Source organism: Paraburkholderia sp. EG287B (assembly GCF_040965595.1).
GTDB lineage: Bacteria > Pseudomonadota > Gammaproteobacteria > Burkholderiales > Burkholderiaceae > Paraburkholderia.
Genome location: NZ_JBFRCG010000029.1, coordinates 54452 through 71034, shown reverse-complemented (window position 1 = coordinate 71034; position 16583 = coordinate 54452). Strand labels below are relative to the sequence as shown.

Genomic DNA, 16583 nt, shown 5'->3' with positions numbered 1-16583 from the left:
CATGCGTTTCGTTCCAGCGCTACTTCAGTCGCGCTGTCGATCACTTCCAGGCTAATCGTTTGTTGCCGCACCTTTTGCTTCACGTCTTCAGCCGTGGCGGCATCAACTATATGCGGGACGGCACGCAAGTTCCGTCGCGCCAGAACATATCTCAGCTAGCGAGCGGTGCCGGTGTCTCCTAGACGGTAATCGCTCTCAACGTCTTCGCGATGGCCATCTGGACTGTCAGTGTTTTCGCGTCCCTCTACGCCGGATATCTGAAGCCAGATTTGCAGGTGACGTGCGCGAATCTTTCTTCGGTCATTAATGGCTTTGCAACTGTGGTGTTAGCCGTCATCATCGACCCGCAGGTTTCTGTCATGACGGATGACGTGATCGAAAGCCAAACGGGGTAGCGGCAAGGTAAGCACTTATGCGCTGCAGCTCGTAAGTGCTTACCTTGTTTGCCCCCTTGCTGGCAGGGACTGGTCGCGCATCTGCGAGATTCCGTTTCCGCTCCAGCATCTCCTGTTTGCAGTGTACTGGTGGACGGTCGGTCTCGTGACGCCCAACCTCGCTGCCGGTTTCGCGATATTGGTCGTGAGCGTTCAGGTTATCGTCGAAATGAAGCGCATTCGATTGGCGAAAGCGCCCCGGACGTCATCGGCAACCAAGTAGCCGACCCGACTGTCGTCGAGCGGGGCGGGCGAAATCTGCCCAGTTCAAAAGTCATGTACAGGCGGCTAACAGTCGACGTATTCTGCCCACGGAGGTCCCGGATCGCTGGCGGGAAAAAAGGGTTTCTCCGGGCGGACATCCCGGGGGCGTGTCGCCGGAAGCGCTCATCGTGAGCGACATGCCCTTGCGGTAACGGGCGGGACTTGCTCCACAAGAGCAAGGAGTGGGAGACGTCGCCGACCTGTCGACAGCGCACTTGCGCTGCCCGTCCTTGCAGTCGAACCCTGACGCGACGATGAGACGGGAAAGGCCGGAGCCTCAAGCCTTTGGCGGCCGCGCATCCGATTCGCTACCCCCATTTCAATGCTTTCGAAGGACGGTGCGCGACAGGTGCCGTCGATTTTGGTGCCCTTACTCAACTCCAGACCGGGCACATGATTGAGCGAATTCGGGACGCCGCGCGACAGGATGATAAGGATTCCCTGACGTAAAAATCAGGATTTTCCGTTCATGTTTGCCGCCGAAGATGACTGCAGGGTAGCGACGGCTGATTCATCATGGGAAAGTCAGTGATCAGAGCTCAAGCGGCCGCAAGCGATGAATTGCAGATCGCTTGACAAGGGACGCGCTAGGGAATTGAACATCGTCTGCCAGGGACTTGTCGATGCACTGGCGTGAATCGCGCGGGGTTGCAGCCGGGCTGGCCGACGCGCTGCGGGAAAAAGCACACGGGGCGATCTTGCCGCCCGCGGCAGACGACGATAGCGTTGCGCTGCTTGTATGCGAACGCATTTGACTCCCAAACTTTGTCGACGCCTGGCGCACTCGTTCACAGCTTCAATGAACTGGTCGACCGGGCGGCAATGCCAGCGAGGACGTTCGCTTGGCAGCTTGCCAGAATTGCAGGTCGCGCGCGGGTCGGGGATGAACGCAGGCAGCGTCTAATGATGCCGCTTTGCGCGCGACGGCCAGATACTGCGCCGGTTCTGTGCGCAAGAGGGATCAACGGTTGATTGGTTGGACGGGCTGCAAAATGCCTGTGCGTTCGGCAAGAGTGCAAAACAAGAAATCCTGAACGGGAGCACTCATGGACATGCTGACTTCCAGCAGGGTTGGGGCATGGCGCAGATCACGCTTTTGCGCGCGTGATGGTGTCGTCGTCGGGGTGCGCGCAGTTCCCCACGCAACGGGGGGCACGTTCCCATGAGCGACTACCCAGGCGAGGTAATTGGGCCAGACGCTCCCCGCACGGTCCTGGTTGCCGATAGCGCGCCCTCCGATACCAGCGGGTTCGCGGACCATCTTGCAAAGGAGGGGTTCCGCCTGCTGGCTGCACACGACAACCTTGAGGTGCTGGCAGCCGCGCGTAGCTCGCAGCCCGACCTGATCCTGCTCGATCTGGACGTGCCTGGCCTTGACGGCCTCGCAACCTGCCGCCGCCTGAAGCGGGACGAACGCACGCGCAATATACCCGTGATCGTCATGACCCTGGCGCGCAACGGACACGAACTCGCGGAGTGCATCAGCGCGGGTGCGGCCGACTACGTGCCGAAGCCGCTGCGCATCGACGAGTTGATGGTCCGGGTATGGACGCACATCGAGTTGCACCTGACTCGCCAGCGGTGCTTGTTGCAGCAGCATCAGTTGGTCGACGACGCCCGGAGGCAACGTCTTGTGCAGGCCGGGCACTCGCGCGTACAGGCGGAACTCGAGCAGCGCGTCGCGCGGGGTGCTGACGAACTGGCCCGTGTGCAATCGGAGCTTGCAGCGCAGATCGATGCGCGGTGCGAGAGCGATGCGCGCCTGCAGGCCAGCGAAGCGCAGTTTCGCGTGAGCGTCGAATCTGGCCCTGTCCCGATGTGCATTACCTCGATGCCCGACGGCTATCTGCTCTATGCTAACGCCCGACTGCGCGAGTTGCTCCATCTCGACGAGGCGTGCGGTACCATCAACCTGGCTGATTGCTATGTGGACCCGGCGGCGCGCGAACGACTGGTTCGCTGTCTCGCTTCTGAAGGCGGCTTCCGCGATGCCGAGGTCAGGATGCGTCGCGCGGACGGGACGCAGTTTTGGGCGATGGCGAGCGCATGCGTGGCGATCCATGAAGGGAGGTCAGCCATCTATGTTGGCCTGCACGACATTTCCGGACGCAAACGTACCGAGGAGGATCTTCTGCGCTCGCGCGACCAACAACGTGAGCTGTCGGCGTACCTCGATGGCGTGCGCGAAGATGAGCGAAAACGAAGCGCGCTCGAGATTCAGGAGGATCTGGGTCAGTTGCTGACCGCGCTGAAAATGGACATGTCGTTGCTGAGGATGCGGCTCACGGACGATCCCGAGGCGATCGGGCGGGCAGATGACATGCGCGAGCTTGTCGAGGGCACGATCTGGATGGTCCGCAACGTTGCAAGCCAGCTGCGACCCGCCGCGCTGGACTTCGGTCTGGTGTCGGCCCTCGAGTGGCTTTTAGCCCGGTTGCGCCAGCACGACGCGATCCAGCACGGACTGCACATCGAAGGAGGCGAGCCGGTATTGTCGGACATGCAGGTGACGGTATTGTTCAGGATCGTGGAAGCTGCGCTGACGAACGTTGCGCGCCACGCCGCAGCGCGCCGCGTCGACGTCACGCTCGTGACGGGCAACGGCGTGCTCGACCTGGGAATTCGCGACGACGGTTGCGGGTTCGATCTGGCGGCAGCATATTCACACCGCGCGTATGGTCTGCTAGGCATGGCGGAGCGCGCGCGATCGATCGGCGGGACCCTGGAAATTGACAGCGATCGAGGCAAGGGTACTACAGTGACGATACATGTTCCGTATGAGGGTGGTTCGAGTTTATGATCAGGATACTTATCGCCGATGACCATGCCATCGTGCGCGGCGGACTCAGGCAGATTCTCGCGACGACGGCCGACATCGTCGTGACGGCAGAGGCCGGGCAGGGCCCGGAGGTCATCGAAAAGCTGAGAACCAGCGAAATCGATCTGCTACTGCTGGACTTGAACATGCCGGGCCTCAGCGGCATCGATCTCATACGCCGCGTGCGCTCGGACCGGCCTGCGCTACCTGTGCTCGTGCTCAGCATCCACAACGAGGCGCAAGTCGCGTCGCGGGCGCTGCGTGCTGGCGCCACGGGCTATGTCACCAAGGACAGCGATCCCGAAGTGCTGCTCGCGGCGATCCGCAAGCTCGCTGACGGCGGGCGCTTTATTGACCCGAAGCTCGTCGACGCCATGGTGTTTGAAAAGCACACGGGCGATGTGCCGCCGCACGAGATTCTCTCGAATCGTGAATTCCAGGTGCTGCAGATGCTCGCGTCTGGCAAGAGCATCAACGACATCGCCGGGACGTGCGCCCTCAGCGCCAAAACGATCAGCACCCACAAAATGCGGCTGATGCAGAAGCTCGGGCTTTCCAATAATGCCGAGGTAATCCGCTACGCGATCCGCCAGGGCCTGATTACCGGGTGAGACGCGCAGCTCACCGGCTCTTCGCGACATGAAGAAAATCCTGACATGGCAACCAGCGATCCCTTAGGGAAGTATCGGCCAGTCCCGATTGAGGCGACTGCGAGAGCCGCCTACGATGGGTTCAACAGGTGGTGGGAGCGCGGCGATGGCGCAAGAGCAGTCGTTACGGATGGCAGTCGGCAAGTGGCTTGGCGCGGGGCAAAAACAGTCCGTTCGGGTACTGGCGGTGCGTCGCTCCCGGTCGGGCCGGATCTTCAGCGTGTGTGTCGAGGCGCCGGGTGAACGGTCCTTGCACGCTGTTTTTCTTCCATCATGCGGGGCACGGTTGGCATGTTTTCCCCCGGACCGCGTGCGCCCCATGATGGGCGTCGAACGGCAGGCCGCATGAATGTGTAGCTTGAGATACGGGACGAGGGACGGAAGGCTTGCGCATGAACGCGTTCGTCACTGACGATGTACCGTCGCAAGCGGTGGTGGAACTGCGCGCGTGGACGAACTGGTGACACAAGCATGCCGTCGCGATGAGCCTCATATACGGTCCCCTTCTTCTTGACCCATCAAAGGCCGAACGTCTTAATGATTCGCCGATGGATTGACGACCGACGGTCGGCTCACTGGTTTTTCTGGCACGACCTGCTATTGCCAGTGTGGTCCGTTGGCACGCAAGCGCAGAGGAAGTTGACGATGCATGGAAGCCCAGATACGTTTCATGTCGTTAAACGACGCGTTCGGGCTGCGTGTGACAATCATTGGCCTTCGGAGCCATGTGGCTCGTGAGGACTGCCATTCAATCTCTCATGTTTTGGCACCTTCCCCGGGTGTCCAGAACCTTCGAACCGTCTCACTTTGAGGCGGTAATGAGATGGTCACCCCCACCCTACACGCGGGTTACGCTGTAGGGTGTTTTCTTTTCTGGAGAGGCCATCATGTAGGATGTGACGCTGGTTGGAATCGATCTGGGCAAGCACTCCTTTCACCTTCACGGCCAAAACCGGCACGGCCAGGCCGTGTTTCGCAAGAAGGTGGGGCGCAAGCAGCTGATTGAGTTTTTCGCCGCGTTTCACGCCTGCACGGTGGTCATGGAGGCGTGCGCTGGCGCCCATCACCTGGCCCGCAAGCTAGCGGGCTTCGGGCATCAGGTCAAACTGATCTCGCCGCAGTTCGTGCGGCCGTTCGTCAAGGGTAACAAGAATGACTTCGTGGACGCCGAAGCGATCTGCGAGGCCGCGTCGCGCCCGGCCATGCGGTTCGTTACTCCGAAGACTGAATCGCAGCAAATGCTCTCGGCACTTCACCGGGTGCGCGATTCGTTGATTCGTGACCGCACGAAGGCCGTTAACCAAATCCACGGCTTTCTACTTGAGTTCGGCATCAGCCTGCCGGTCGGGCAATCCGTCATCAAGCGACTGCCGGCCGTGCTGGCCGAGCATACGCTGCCGCCGCGCCTGATCGAGATCCTCGAGCGCCTGCATGCGCACTTGCGCACTTCAAGTACCTCAGTGAGGAGATCGCCGAGATCGACAAGGAGATGGCGCGCCAGCTCGCCGACGACGATCTCGGCCAGCGCTTGCTGACGATCCCCGGCGTGGGTCCGATCACGGCGAGCGCGCTCTCCGCCGAAATGGGGGACGGCAAGCAATACGGCTGCAGCCGCGACTTTGCCGCGTCGATCGGACTGGTGCCGCGCCAATACAGCACGGGCGGCAGGGCGAACCTGCTGGGCATCAGCAAGTCAGTATGACTCCCCGTGAGGCGGGGGCTAGCCGCCGTGCGGATGTAAGCGCGGGTTAGCATTGCTGCCAGAGCCGCATTGAGTGGGGCCGGAACCGCCGCTCAACGGTCTGTTTCCTGCACGGAGGCTAGCATGCAAGACGATAGCACGTTGTATGTAGGGCTCGACGTTCATAAGGATTCGATCATGGTTGCCTATGCGGTCGGTATGAGCGACGTGGAGCTGCTCGGCAAGATCGGCACGACACAGATCGAAGTTGATCGCTTATGCAAACGACTGCAGTCCAAAGCGACGCGCATCCGCATCGTCTACGAAGCAGGTCCATGCGGCTATGGTCTTTACCGGCAACTGATGCAGAAGGGCTTCGACTGTATGGTATGCGCACCGTCGCTCATCCCGCGCAAGCCCGGCGAGCGCGTCAAGACCGACCGGCGCGACGCCATCAAGCTGGTGCGCTCGCTGCGAGCCGGCGATCTGTCCGCGGTGCATGTGCCAACGGTGGAAGACGAAGCGTTTCGCGATCTGGCCCGTGCCTGGTCATCGGCGAGAGAAGATCTTAAACAGGCGCGATGCCGGCTGAAATCGTTCCTGCTCCAGCATGGTATGAATTACATTGGACGTGCGGACTGGGGGCCGACACACCGACGCTGGTTGAGCACATTCACGTTCGACAGCGGCTGGCAACAACTGGCGTTCAATGAACACCGCCGCACGATCGAGGATCGCCTCGCGCAATGCGAACGACTGGAAACCGCATTGCGTGAAGCGGTTGCAGACTGGCGTTTCTATCCTGCCGTGCTCGCCCTGCAGGCGATGCGGGGAATCAACTTCACGTCGGCTGTGGGCCTCGTGTCTGAACTGGGCGATCTGTCGCGCTTCGAGCACCCGCGCCAGTTGATGGCGTGGCTAGGTGTGACGCCGTCAGAACATTCGTCAGGAGGCAGACGGCGACAGGGCAGCATCACAAAGACCGGAAACAGTTACGCGAGAAAGCTGCTGGTCGAATCCGCGTGGAGCTACCGACATCCGGCACGCGTGAGCATCGATATCCAGCGCCGTCATGAAGGCATTTCAAAGGCGATCATCGATCGCGCCTGGGACGCCCAACTACGGCTTTGCCGGCGATACCGGAAGCTGGTGGCCAAAGGAAAGATTGCCCACGTTGCCATCGTCGCAGTCGCCCGCGAACTGGCCGCTTTTATCCGGGACATTGGCCGACTAGGAATGGCCATGGCAAGCCCGCAGTGCGGTCATCCAATCTGACTTCTGCGAAGAATGGAACTTATGTAACGATATGAGAGTTTCCTGAGGGCGGCGCAGCCCGGTATTCGAGCAACCCGCGTCCTCTTTTAGCAACGACATCAGGTCGGCTTGCGAAGCAAGTCAGCGGCAGGCTCATGAGACGGACCACTGTAATGCGGTACCCAGCCCGCGAATATCAGCCTGATCCACCGTCGAGAGTTACTGCTACGCCGCCCTCAGGGAATTCCGAAGGTACCGGGAACGATAGTTAATGCGAAGTTCAAAACCAATCCCGATTGACACCGGGAGTCATATCAGAGGGGTGACAAGAACATCCGGCGCCTGTTGGTGCAGTGCGCCCGCGTCTACATGCAGCAGCTCCATCGGCAGAGTGGCCGACTCGCCGAGTGGGTGCGCGCCATGCTCACGCGCCGACACTCGAACGTCGTGGCCTGCGCGCTGGCGAACAAGCTGGCGCGCACCGCCTGGGCACTGGCGACTCGCCACGGCACGTTCGATGCGCGACCGGGCCTCAACGCGCCGGCCTGAGCGCCCGATCCCCAACCACGCTTTACCGCAGTCCCCCACCTGGTTTTGCGACCGCTGAACTTTGATGACGTGAACGGCACACCGGCCTGACGGACAACCTGTTAAAAAAATCGGCTCTCGAAGCCGCGGCGGTTTTAAGGACCATCAGGCGCGACTCTCATCGTGGCGCGGGGAGTGATCCCCACAACGACGCCGGATAGATTTAGGCAAGCCAACCACAACGTCAACGATCAAGGTTGCAAAAACGGGGTGACCATAGATTCTTTTTTTATGGGTGAGCACCGGCACCTATGCTGATCTGGGGCCGATGCTACGCCCCTTCGCCCGAAGCAACGATTCGTGGCTGATTGCCTGTTCCTTCCCTGCATCGTTGCCCGGACTTCTCAAACGGGTTTCAAGGACGCTTGCGCTGCATGAACAGGGAACCTGCGAGTCCCGTAAACGTATCCGGCACGCGTATAGCGTGCCGGATACTGCGATTCACAAGCCAGCGCCGTCAGTCATCGTGACGGTGATGGCGGTGCTTGCGGGGATGATGATAGTCGCGACCATAGGCGTCGTTGTTATTGTACGAGCTGCGCTGCAGGTTTCCGCCCAGCGCTGCGCCTGCGCCGCCGCCGACTGCGGCACCGAGAACGCCGCCGGTGCGGCCACCCATTGCGTTGCCCGCCGCCGTTCCGGCGCCACCGCCCAACGCACCGCCAATGATTGCGCCGGTGCGCTCCTGACGGTTCGCGGTCACAGCGCCACCTGCGCCACCACCGAGTGCACCTCCGATCACCGAGCCGGTCTGGCCTCCGACGGCACCGCCAACCGCCGCGCCAGCCGCACCGCCGAGCGCGCCGCCAAGTGCATTGTTCAAATCGTTAGCCGCCGCCGGCAGCGCGATCGCGCTGGCCAGCGCCGCGATAACGATCGTAGGGGCAATCTTCATATACATACCCGTATTGTTCCTTGTTCTCAGACAGTTTCGGTGGTCTCGCTCTGGTTTTAACAGGCTATACAGGCCTGGGTTCGCCGTGGTTTCTTCAGCGAGCTTGCGGCGAAGCATAGCACCGGCCTCCGATCGTTACCCGGTATTCTCGTAACAGAGTGTTTGCAATGTGACGGGACTGACTCGCCGGGAAGAGAGGTCGAATATGCGATGACCGGCACATCTTCGCATGACGCTACGCCGGCAAGCGAAATTTCCCTACCTTAGATTCAGGAAAGTCTGACGGGTGGTGCCGATTCAGATCTCGTGGGGAGATACCGTAAACATGATGGTATTCGTCGGCCACGAAGACAGCGATACTGGACTCCGGTGAGCGCTGGCCACGCGAACCATCAGGTAGACAGCATGAACAGCCTCACACAAAGCATCAAACTAAAGATCGTACTTGCATTCAGCGTATGTGTGGCGCTCATCGCCGCAAATGGCCTCTTTGGGCAGTTCGGGCTTTCGAGGCTGAATTCGAACGTCAACGATTCCTACGAGGGGAACCTGCTGCCGGTACTTGATCTCGGCGACATGCGAGCTGCACTGCTGGAAATGCGCCTACAGGTTCGCCGCGCGCAGTCCCTTCACGACGCGGCCCAGACGAAAGCCAGCATCGACAGGATTCACGCGGCTCAAGACCACCTCACCAAAAGCTGGAGCGACTACTACCCTGGTCGCGTTTCCAGTGACAAGGAGCGCGAAATCGCTGACACCATCAAGAATTTGTTGCCGAAGTTCGAGACAGGTGTAGACGTCGAGGTAACGGCGCTGGAAGCGGGCAACTATGACGCCGTCTCGATGCTCGTTGATCAGTATAGCGAAGTGGCCAATGCGACCAGCAAGGCGCTCGACGACGACGTGGCCGAAAATCGGCGCCAGGCAAAGGAGTCTGTCGACGACAGTGAAGCCACCTTCGGCACGATTCGCTGGGTCTCGGTTGCGCTCATTGGCCTGGGTCTCGTCGGTGCCATGGGCGCCATGCTCTATCTGTCGCGTGCAATTACGAAGCCGCTTGGCGAAGCGGTGGGCATCGCAAACCAGATCGCCGCCGGGCAGCTGGAAAACCGGATTACGGCGCGCACGCGCGACGAATTCGGCCAACTGCTCGAAGCGCTGAACAAGATGGACCTGCAGTTGAGCCATACCGTGCGGGGCATCAAGTCGAGCGCTGAGTCGGTTACCGTGGCGGCCCGGGAAATCGCAGCCGGCAACACGGACCTGTCGGCCCGCACCGAAGAGCAGGCAGCGTCGCTCGAAGAAACCGCATCGAGCATGACCGAGTTGACCGAAACCGTTAAGCAGAACGCCGACAACGCCCGCCAGGCCAACACGCTGGCGACCCGGGCCACCGATATGGCCGATTCGGGCAACGAGGCCGTGCAAGGCATGGTCGGCACGATCGAGAGGATCAGCGGCAGCTCGACGAAGATTTCGGAGATCACCGGCGTGATCGAGGGCATCGCGTTCCAGACCAACATCCTCGCGCTCAATGCCGCAGTGGAGGCAGCGCGGGCCGGTGAGCAGGGTCGGGGCTTCGCGGTGGTCGCCAGTGAAGTGCGCAGCTTGGCACAGCGTTCCGCGGCGGCAGCAAAGGAGATCAAGGAGCTGATCGGTTCGTCGGTGGAGATGATCAGGCATGGTGCGCAGCAGGCGGGTGACGTGGGAGCGACGATGGGCGAGGTCAAGCAGGCGATCAAGCAGGTGTCCGACGTCGTGGGCGAAATTGCGGCGGCGTCCGGCGAGCAGAGCCGCGGCATCGAGCAGGTCAATCAGGCCGTCATGCAGATGGATGACGTGACCCAGCAAAACGCCGCGCTCGTCGAGGAGGCTGCGGCGGCCGCCCATTCGCTCGAAGAGCAGGCAATGAATCTGACCGCCGCGGTTGCGGTGTTCAGGCTTGCCGACGCAGGCCCTTCAATTTCGCGCGTGCTTGCGCCGCAGAGCAAGCTGCGCCCGCCCGCTGCCAGTCCAGCGGTTCGGGCGACAACCCGGGTGCCAAAGCCAGTCGCGAAGCCGGGCATTCGGGCTGCCGCGCCCGTCCCGGCAACTGTGGCAAGCTCGTCTGGCGAAGGCTGGGAGACATTCTGATCCCTGATGCGCTGCTGCGCTCGCGAAGCGGTGTTCGTTGAGAACCATCTGGCACAGGCCAGGCCGGCTATGGCGATGGAGCCGGCTGGTCAGGAAGTCTCACCTTAATTGTGGTACCGGCTCCCGGCGAACTGATAACGTCGATGCGACCGCCCAGCATCAGAACGCGTTCTTCCATACCTGCGAGTCCGAATGATCGTTTTCTCGCCGCCTGAACATCGAACCCTCGACCATCGTCGCGCACTTCCAGGAGACAGCAGTCGGACGCACGTTCGAGCATGATGACCACATGGTGGGCGGCCGCGTGACGAGCTACATTGGTCAGCGCTTCCTGGACGAGGCGAAACAGCACGACAGCGCAGTCCTCGCTCACGACGATATTCTCGTCCTGCAAGTGGAGGCGACATACGGTGCGGCCATTGCGGTTGAACCCGGCTGCAAGCCACTCAAGCCCAGCCGCAATGCCGGTGTCCAGCGCTGCCGGGCGCAGCGCCGCGATGACGCCCCTTACGACCTGCATGGTTTTGTCCACCAGCGCAATCAGCGCCTGGGTCTGCCCGACCAGTTCCGGGCGATCGTTGCCCAGCTGCATCCGTAAGGCCGACGCCTGCAGGCGAAGCGCGGTGAGGTGCTGTCCAAGTTCGTCGTGCATTTCACGCGCGATGTGCTTGCGCTCTTCCTCACGAGCCATTTCGCGATGTGACGTGAGCTCGCGCAGCATCTCGTAGGACTCGCGCAACCGGCGCTCCGCCTCCTTGAGTGCGCTCAGATCGATCACGAAGGCGACGCCTTCCTTCCCGCTGGCGTCCAACGCAGCCCGGCCGACCATGACGGGCACACGACTGCCGTCCTTCCGGACGTACTCTTTCTCCGCGGGTGGAATGCGTCCGTCCTGCCCGATCTGTACCAGGGCCTGTTCGGCGCTTTCTCGCCATTCCACCGGCGTCAGATCTTGCCATCGTAGACAGGCCGCGGCGAGATCCTGGCGCTCATATCCCACCATGCACAAAAACGCGTCATTGGCTTCGAGGATGTCACCCTCGTTGTTCCACACGATAATACCGATGATATTGGCGTCGACGAGTCGCCGGATCCTGGCCTCCCGTTCCTTCAGGTCACGGTACAGGCGGGTATTCTCGATCGAGGTCGCCGCCTGCGACGCGAGCAGCCGCAGCACGGCAATCCGGGCGGGCGAGAACGCGCGGGTGAGCAGATTGTTTTCGAGGTACAGGGCGCCGATGAGCTTGGCCTGATTCGTTAGGGGCAGACAGAGAATTGAGCGGGTCCGGTGCTGCCTGATGTAGGCATCCGCGGCGAAGGTGGGCGAGCCTGCGGCATCGTCCAGAATGACGCTCTGCCCCGTTCGCAGCACATGATAGAGGACCGACTCGGGCATCGCGGTGACGCTCACAGGTCTATCGCGCAGCCGCACGCAAAGCGTGTCACCCTCCGTCCTTGCTTCCGCGGCTATCCGTTGTCCTCTCGCGTCCGGAAGAACCAGCAAGCCTCGCTCGGCGCCCGCCTGTTCGATTGCGGTCCGCATGACGATATCGATCAGCTTGTCCAGGTCGATCTCTCCGGAGACCGCCTGCGACACCTTGATGACGGTGGCAAGATCGAGGTGTTCGACAGGTGCCCCGATCGTGCTGCCTGGCCCGTGCGTTCGTTCTTCGTCCCTGATGTGCGGGTACAGTTCCTCGAGTTGGCGCACCTTGCCTTCGGCGCCCCAACGCCGATAGCCCCGGCGGGCGTCCCGCAGATAGGCACGGGCGATCCTGTCGAAACCGCGCGCCGCGTAGAAGCCTGACGCGAGTTCATTGGCAAGCGCTTCGTTGTGTGCGAAGCCGTTTGCGCGCGCCGAGCGGATGGCCTCATCATAGAGACGCATCGCGTCGACATCGCGGCCATTCAGGCGAGCCATCTCGGCGCTCACCAGTGCCACACGGTCTGCGAAATTCTCCGGACAGTTCTTCGCCCAGATCTCCAGTTGCCGCTGGTGTGCAGCGATGGCGTCGTGATGCTGCTGTCGCTCCCCGGCCGGTGCGCGGTCGCAGTGTGCGGACCGTGCCAGTGCACCGTAGAAGTGGTATTCGCTTTCCTCCAGGTGCGATGAGGAACTCCACAGTAGCTGCTGCGCCATCGATGCCGCGTGAATGGCGGCCACGTGGTCGCCTGAAAGGAATCGTCCCTGCAGTTTCCGGATCCAGTACCAGCACGCGGCCGTCGCGAGCGCGGGGTTGCTGGACAAATGCCGCTCCGTACGTAGTTCGTCGAACTCATCGTAATCGAAGCGACCGAATTTCAGCGTCGAGCCGCGGAGCATCCGGATCAACGCGAGTTGCGTAGTGATGTTATCGACTACAAGGCCAAAACGCGCCTTGCTGGAAAACGCGAGGCCCTGTTCGGCTTCGCGCTCGAGTTCGATCAACGGTTCACCGGCGAAAAGCAGGTCCGACACGATATGGCAGCGTGTATAGGCGCCGGACGGCACGTCCCCGATCCGGTTCGCTGTTTCGAACGCGTGTCGCAGCACCTTGCTGCTCTCGCGCACGTGTTTCGTCCAGCGCACGACGTACAGCGCAAAGCAGAGATGCGTCACAGCCTCGAAGCGTTTGAGTCCGCGGCGCTCGACCAGATCAATGCCAAGCCGGCCGAACTGGATTCCGGCGTGGTAATCGCCAAAGCGTGGTCCTGCAATCCGGGGGAACATGGCATACGCAAAACACGCCGCGTCGCAGTTGCCATGCTCCAGGCTAAGGCTGATCACTTTGCATATGGCCAGGGATGCCAGATTCGCATCAAAAAACCAGGCCGGCCTCAGGAGCTTGCTCAGCACATCGGCGACTGCAAGGGACTCGCGGTCCGTCATCAATGGCACATCGATGAGTGCTTCAATACTCCTGCCCGCGAGCAGTGACCGGATGTTTTGGTACTCCCGATGTACGTCGTCTTCGTGCGGGTGGGCTACCCAGTCGATACCGACTTGCCGGAGGTGGCCGAGACAGGCCTCGACTGCGCGATCACTCCGATCGAGCGTCAGGTAGACATCCATTCGCAGACACGTGACCTGCGCCTGTTCGAAGGTGGTCTTCGCGTGGCTTGACAGCATGGCCAGCCGCTCTTGCGCGTCCGACAAGCGCCCGGTGAGAAACTCGCATTCGGACCGGTTCAACTCTAGCGCGAAAATCAGCTCATGCCTTTGCGCCCAGCGATCGCCCGTGAGGAGTTCCGAGCCGGCAGTGAGGTAGGTGAGCGCCGACGCATAAGCTGTCGACGCCTTGGCTCGCTGGCCGGCGCTCAGGTTGAACCAGGCCAGTTGCTCGCGTTCCTGCCGGGAGGTCACCAGTGCGGCGCCACGATTGAGCTGCGTGACGATCTCGAAGACAGCTTCTTCACGTTTGCCAGCGGGCGTCTGCCCCGCGAGCAGCCGTCCGATACGCAGGTGGGCGCGGGCACGCGAGTGTTCCGGAATCAGTGAATAGGCCGCTTCCTGTATCCGGTCGTGTGCGAACCGGTAGGTGCCTTCCAGTCGCTCGACCAGCTCCTGATCGACTGCCGGCTGTAGTAGCGCCTGGACCGCGTGCGTCGAGACCCCCAAAACCTTCGGCAACATCGCGACCGGCGCAGTGTTGCCAAGGCAGGCGAGCTGTTCCAGCGCGCGCTGCGCTTCGTTGGGCAAACGCGCCAGCTTCGCGACCATCAGGTCTACCACGTTGTCGGTGTATCCCTTGCCGTGAATGCGGGGCAAATCCCAGCACCAGCAGGTCGCGTCGTGATCGAAGGCGAGCAGACCGGCATCGGCAAGCGTGTGCATGAACTGGATCACGAAGAACGGATTGCCGTGCGTCTTCTCATGGACCAGCGTCGCGAGTGGTGCGGCGCGTTCGCTTGCGCAGCGAAGTGCGTCGGAAATCAGCTGCACCACGTGCTCGCGGGCGAGAGGCGCGAGAGCAATTTCGTCGAGCCTCGCGCCCGTGGCCCTGACGCTCTGGAGCTTGCGCATCAGCGGATGGCCGGCGTCGACTTCATTGTCGCGATAGGCGCCGATCAGCAACAGGTATTGCCGATCCGCGCGGGTGAGGAGATCCTCCAGCAGGTCGAGCGTCGCGGCGTCGAGCCATTGAAGGTCGTCGAGAAACAGTGTCAGCGGATGTTCACGTTGGGCAAAGACCCCGATGAAGCGCCGGAAAACGAGCTGGAAACGCAGTCGCGCCTGATGCGGTTCGAGCTCCTGGACGGGCGGCGGATCACCGATGATGAGCCTCAGTTCCGGGATCAGATCGGTCATGAGGCGCGCATTCGGCCCGAGTGTCCCGATCAACGCGTCGCGCCAGATCGCCAGTTCCCTGTCGCGCTTGCCAAGGAGCGGTCGCACGAGGCCCTGAAAGGCCTGTACCAGTGTCGAATAGGGTATGTCGCGTTTGTACTGGTCAAACTTGCCCGATGCGAAAAGTCCACGCGGTGGTACCAGCGCCTTGTGCAGTTCACTGACAACCGCGGACTTGCCGATGCCCGAATAACCGGACACCAGCACGAGTTCAGGTGTGCCGGTCTCGACCACTCGATCGAACGCAGCGACCAGGGCTTCGACCTCGCTGTGCCTCCCGTAGAGCTTCTCGGGGATCCGGAGCCGGTCGGGCATGTCGTATTCGCCCGGCAGGAAGGCGTCGACGTGGCGGTGACGCTGCCATTGGGTCAGACAACGCCGCAGGTCCCGCTCGACGCCTGCCGCAGTCTGATACCGCTCCTCGGGTGTCTTGGCGAGCAGTTTCATGACAAGTTCCGAGACGGCAGCCGGAACCGTGTCTACCCGCATGCTGGGCGGGACCGGCTTGCGTGCAATATGGCAATGCACCCATTCCATCGGGTCGGCGGCCGTGAATGGCAGGACCCCTGTGAACATCTGATAGAGCGTGACCCCGAATGCGTAGAGGTCGCTGCGCGAATCAATCGAGCGATTCATCCGCCCGGTCTGCTCGGGCGCCATGTATGCGAGGGAGCCGACGATCGTTTCCGGCGGCTCGGGCAATTGTCGTTCGCGTGCCACTCGCGAGGCGATGCCAAAGCCAGTGAGCCGCACGTGGTCGTCGGCGCAGTTCACCAGAATATGCGCGGGTTTGATGTCCTTATGCACGAGGCCGCGCTGATGGAGCTTACCCAGCGCTGCGGCGATGTCCACGGCGAGGCACAAGACGTGTCCCACCTCGAGAGGTCCGCCGACCTGCCGCTCGAGCAGTTCGCCAAGTGGATCCTCGAGCTCCAGCGCCATCCGTCCGTCTTCGCGCACCAGCTTCACAGGGTGCACTGCCCACTCATCGTTGAGCAGGTCCTTCAGCGCGAACTCGTGAGCGAGACGCTCGAGGACGGCCGCAGAGGGATGTTCGTCGGCGGTACGCACAATCAGCACACTGTCGGCGCCACCCGGGGGCCGGACCCGGTAGAGGATGAGCTCGCCATCTTCTCGCAGGATACTGGCGCTGCCGTCTGCGTCGGAAGCGTGTAGAGCGTTCATCTGCCGTAGTTTACCGTTACGCTCGTCTACGTCAATTTTTTCAGGAGAGGCGATTCCATTTGTCTGCTCTTACTGCGGCGCGCCCGCAATGCGCATTGCACGGCAGCTGTAGGGAAATCCTTAACGAAAGTACAGCCCATCCGTACGGCGATTTCCGGCTATGCCGAGCAAGACGCCACTTCATTTCACGTAAGCTGGCAGTCACGATCGGTAGGGCGCAACGGGCTGCGTAACCACGACGCCCGGACACCGGTCGCATGTCTGGTGCCCAATTTCCCGAGCCTCGCGACAACGCATGGCTACAGACGCAACTCCGTTAATCGACAGGCGATGGGCAGGTCCTCCCTTCTGCCG

Annotated in this window: 6 protein-coding genes and 3 pseudogenes; 7 read left to right on the top strand and 2 right to left on the bottom strand. The window is 61.7% G+C overall.

Translation table 11 applies throughout. The features are described from left to right. Window positions 1-8: 8 nt before the first annotated feature. The 6 genes and pseudogenes from AB4Y40_RS37750 to AB4Y40_RS37725 all read left to right on the top strand — a co-directional run. Window positions 9-380: pseudogene (locus tag AB4Y40_RS37750) on the top strand (DUF2837 family protein); the annotation flags it as partial. Between the two features lie 1480 nt (window positions 381-1860). Further along, the gene (locus tag AB4Y40_RS37745) at window positions 1861-3498 is read left to right on the top strand and encodes a response regulator (protein WP_368692187.1); all 1638 of its coding nucleotides are present in this window, start codon (window positions 1861-1863) and stop codon (window positions 3496-3498) included. After that, window positions 3495-4127 (top strand): response regulator, encoded by a 633-nt coding sequence (locus AB4Y40_RS37740; RefSeq protein WP_368692186.1) that lies wholly within the window; start codon window positions 3495-3497, stop codon window positions 4125-4127. Before AB4Y40_RS37745 ends, AB4Y40_RS37740 begins: the two co-directional genes overlap by 4 nt. Before the next feature lie 935 nt (window positions 4128-5062). After that, window positions 5063-5859: pseudogene (locus tag AB4Y40_RS37735) on the top strand (IS110 family transposase); the annotation flags it as partial. Between the two features lie 132 nt (window positions 5860-5991). Then, entirely contained in the window at window positions 5992-7122 is a 1131-nt protein-coding gene (locus tag AB4Y40_RS37730; protein ID WP_368692185.1) for an IS110 family transposase, read from the top strand. A gap of 294 nt (window positions 7123-7416) precedes the next feature. Further along, window positions 7417-7650: pseudogene (locus tag AB4Y40_RS37725) on the top strand (IS110 family transposase); the annotation flags it as partial. A 496-nt stretch (window positions 7651-8146) separates the two neighbouring features. Here AB4Y40_RS37725 and AB4Y40_RS37720 read toward each other — a convergent pair. Continuing rightward, window positions 8147-8590 (bottom strand): hypothetical protein, encoded by a 444-nt coding sequence (locus tag AB4Y40_RS37720; RefSeq protein ID WP_368692202.1) that lies wholly within the window; start codon window positions 8588-8590, stop codon window positions 8147-8149. A gap of 399 nt (window positions 8591-8989) precedes the next feature. Here AB4Y40_RS37720 and AB4Y40_RS37715 point away from each other — a divergent pair, with 399 nt between their 5' ends. Then, window positions 8990-10717 (top strand): methyl-accepting chemotaxis protein, encoded by a 1728-nt coding sequence (locus tag AB4Y40_RS37715; RefSeq protein ID WP_368692184.1) that lies wholly within the window; start codon window positions 8990-8992, stop codon window positions 10715-10717. A 67-nt stretch (window positions 10718-10784) separates the two neighbouring features. On the opposite strand, the gene AB4Y40_RS37710 is transcribed toward AB4Y40_RS37715, so the two are convergent. Then, a complete protein-coding gene (locus AB4Y40_RS37710; RefSeq protein WP_368692183.1) occupies window positions 10785-16229 on the bottom strand; it encodes an AAA family ATPase in 5445 nt (1814 codons plus the stop codon). Between the last annotated feature and the right edge of the window lie 354 nt (window positions 16230-16583).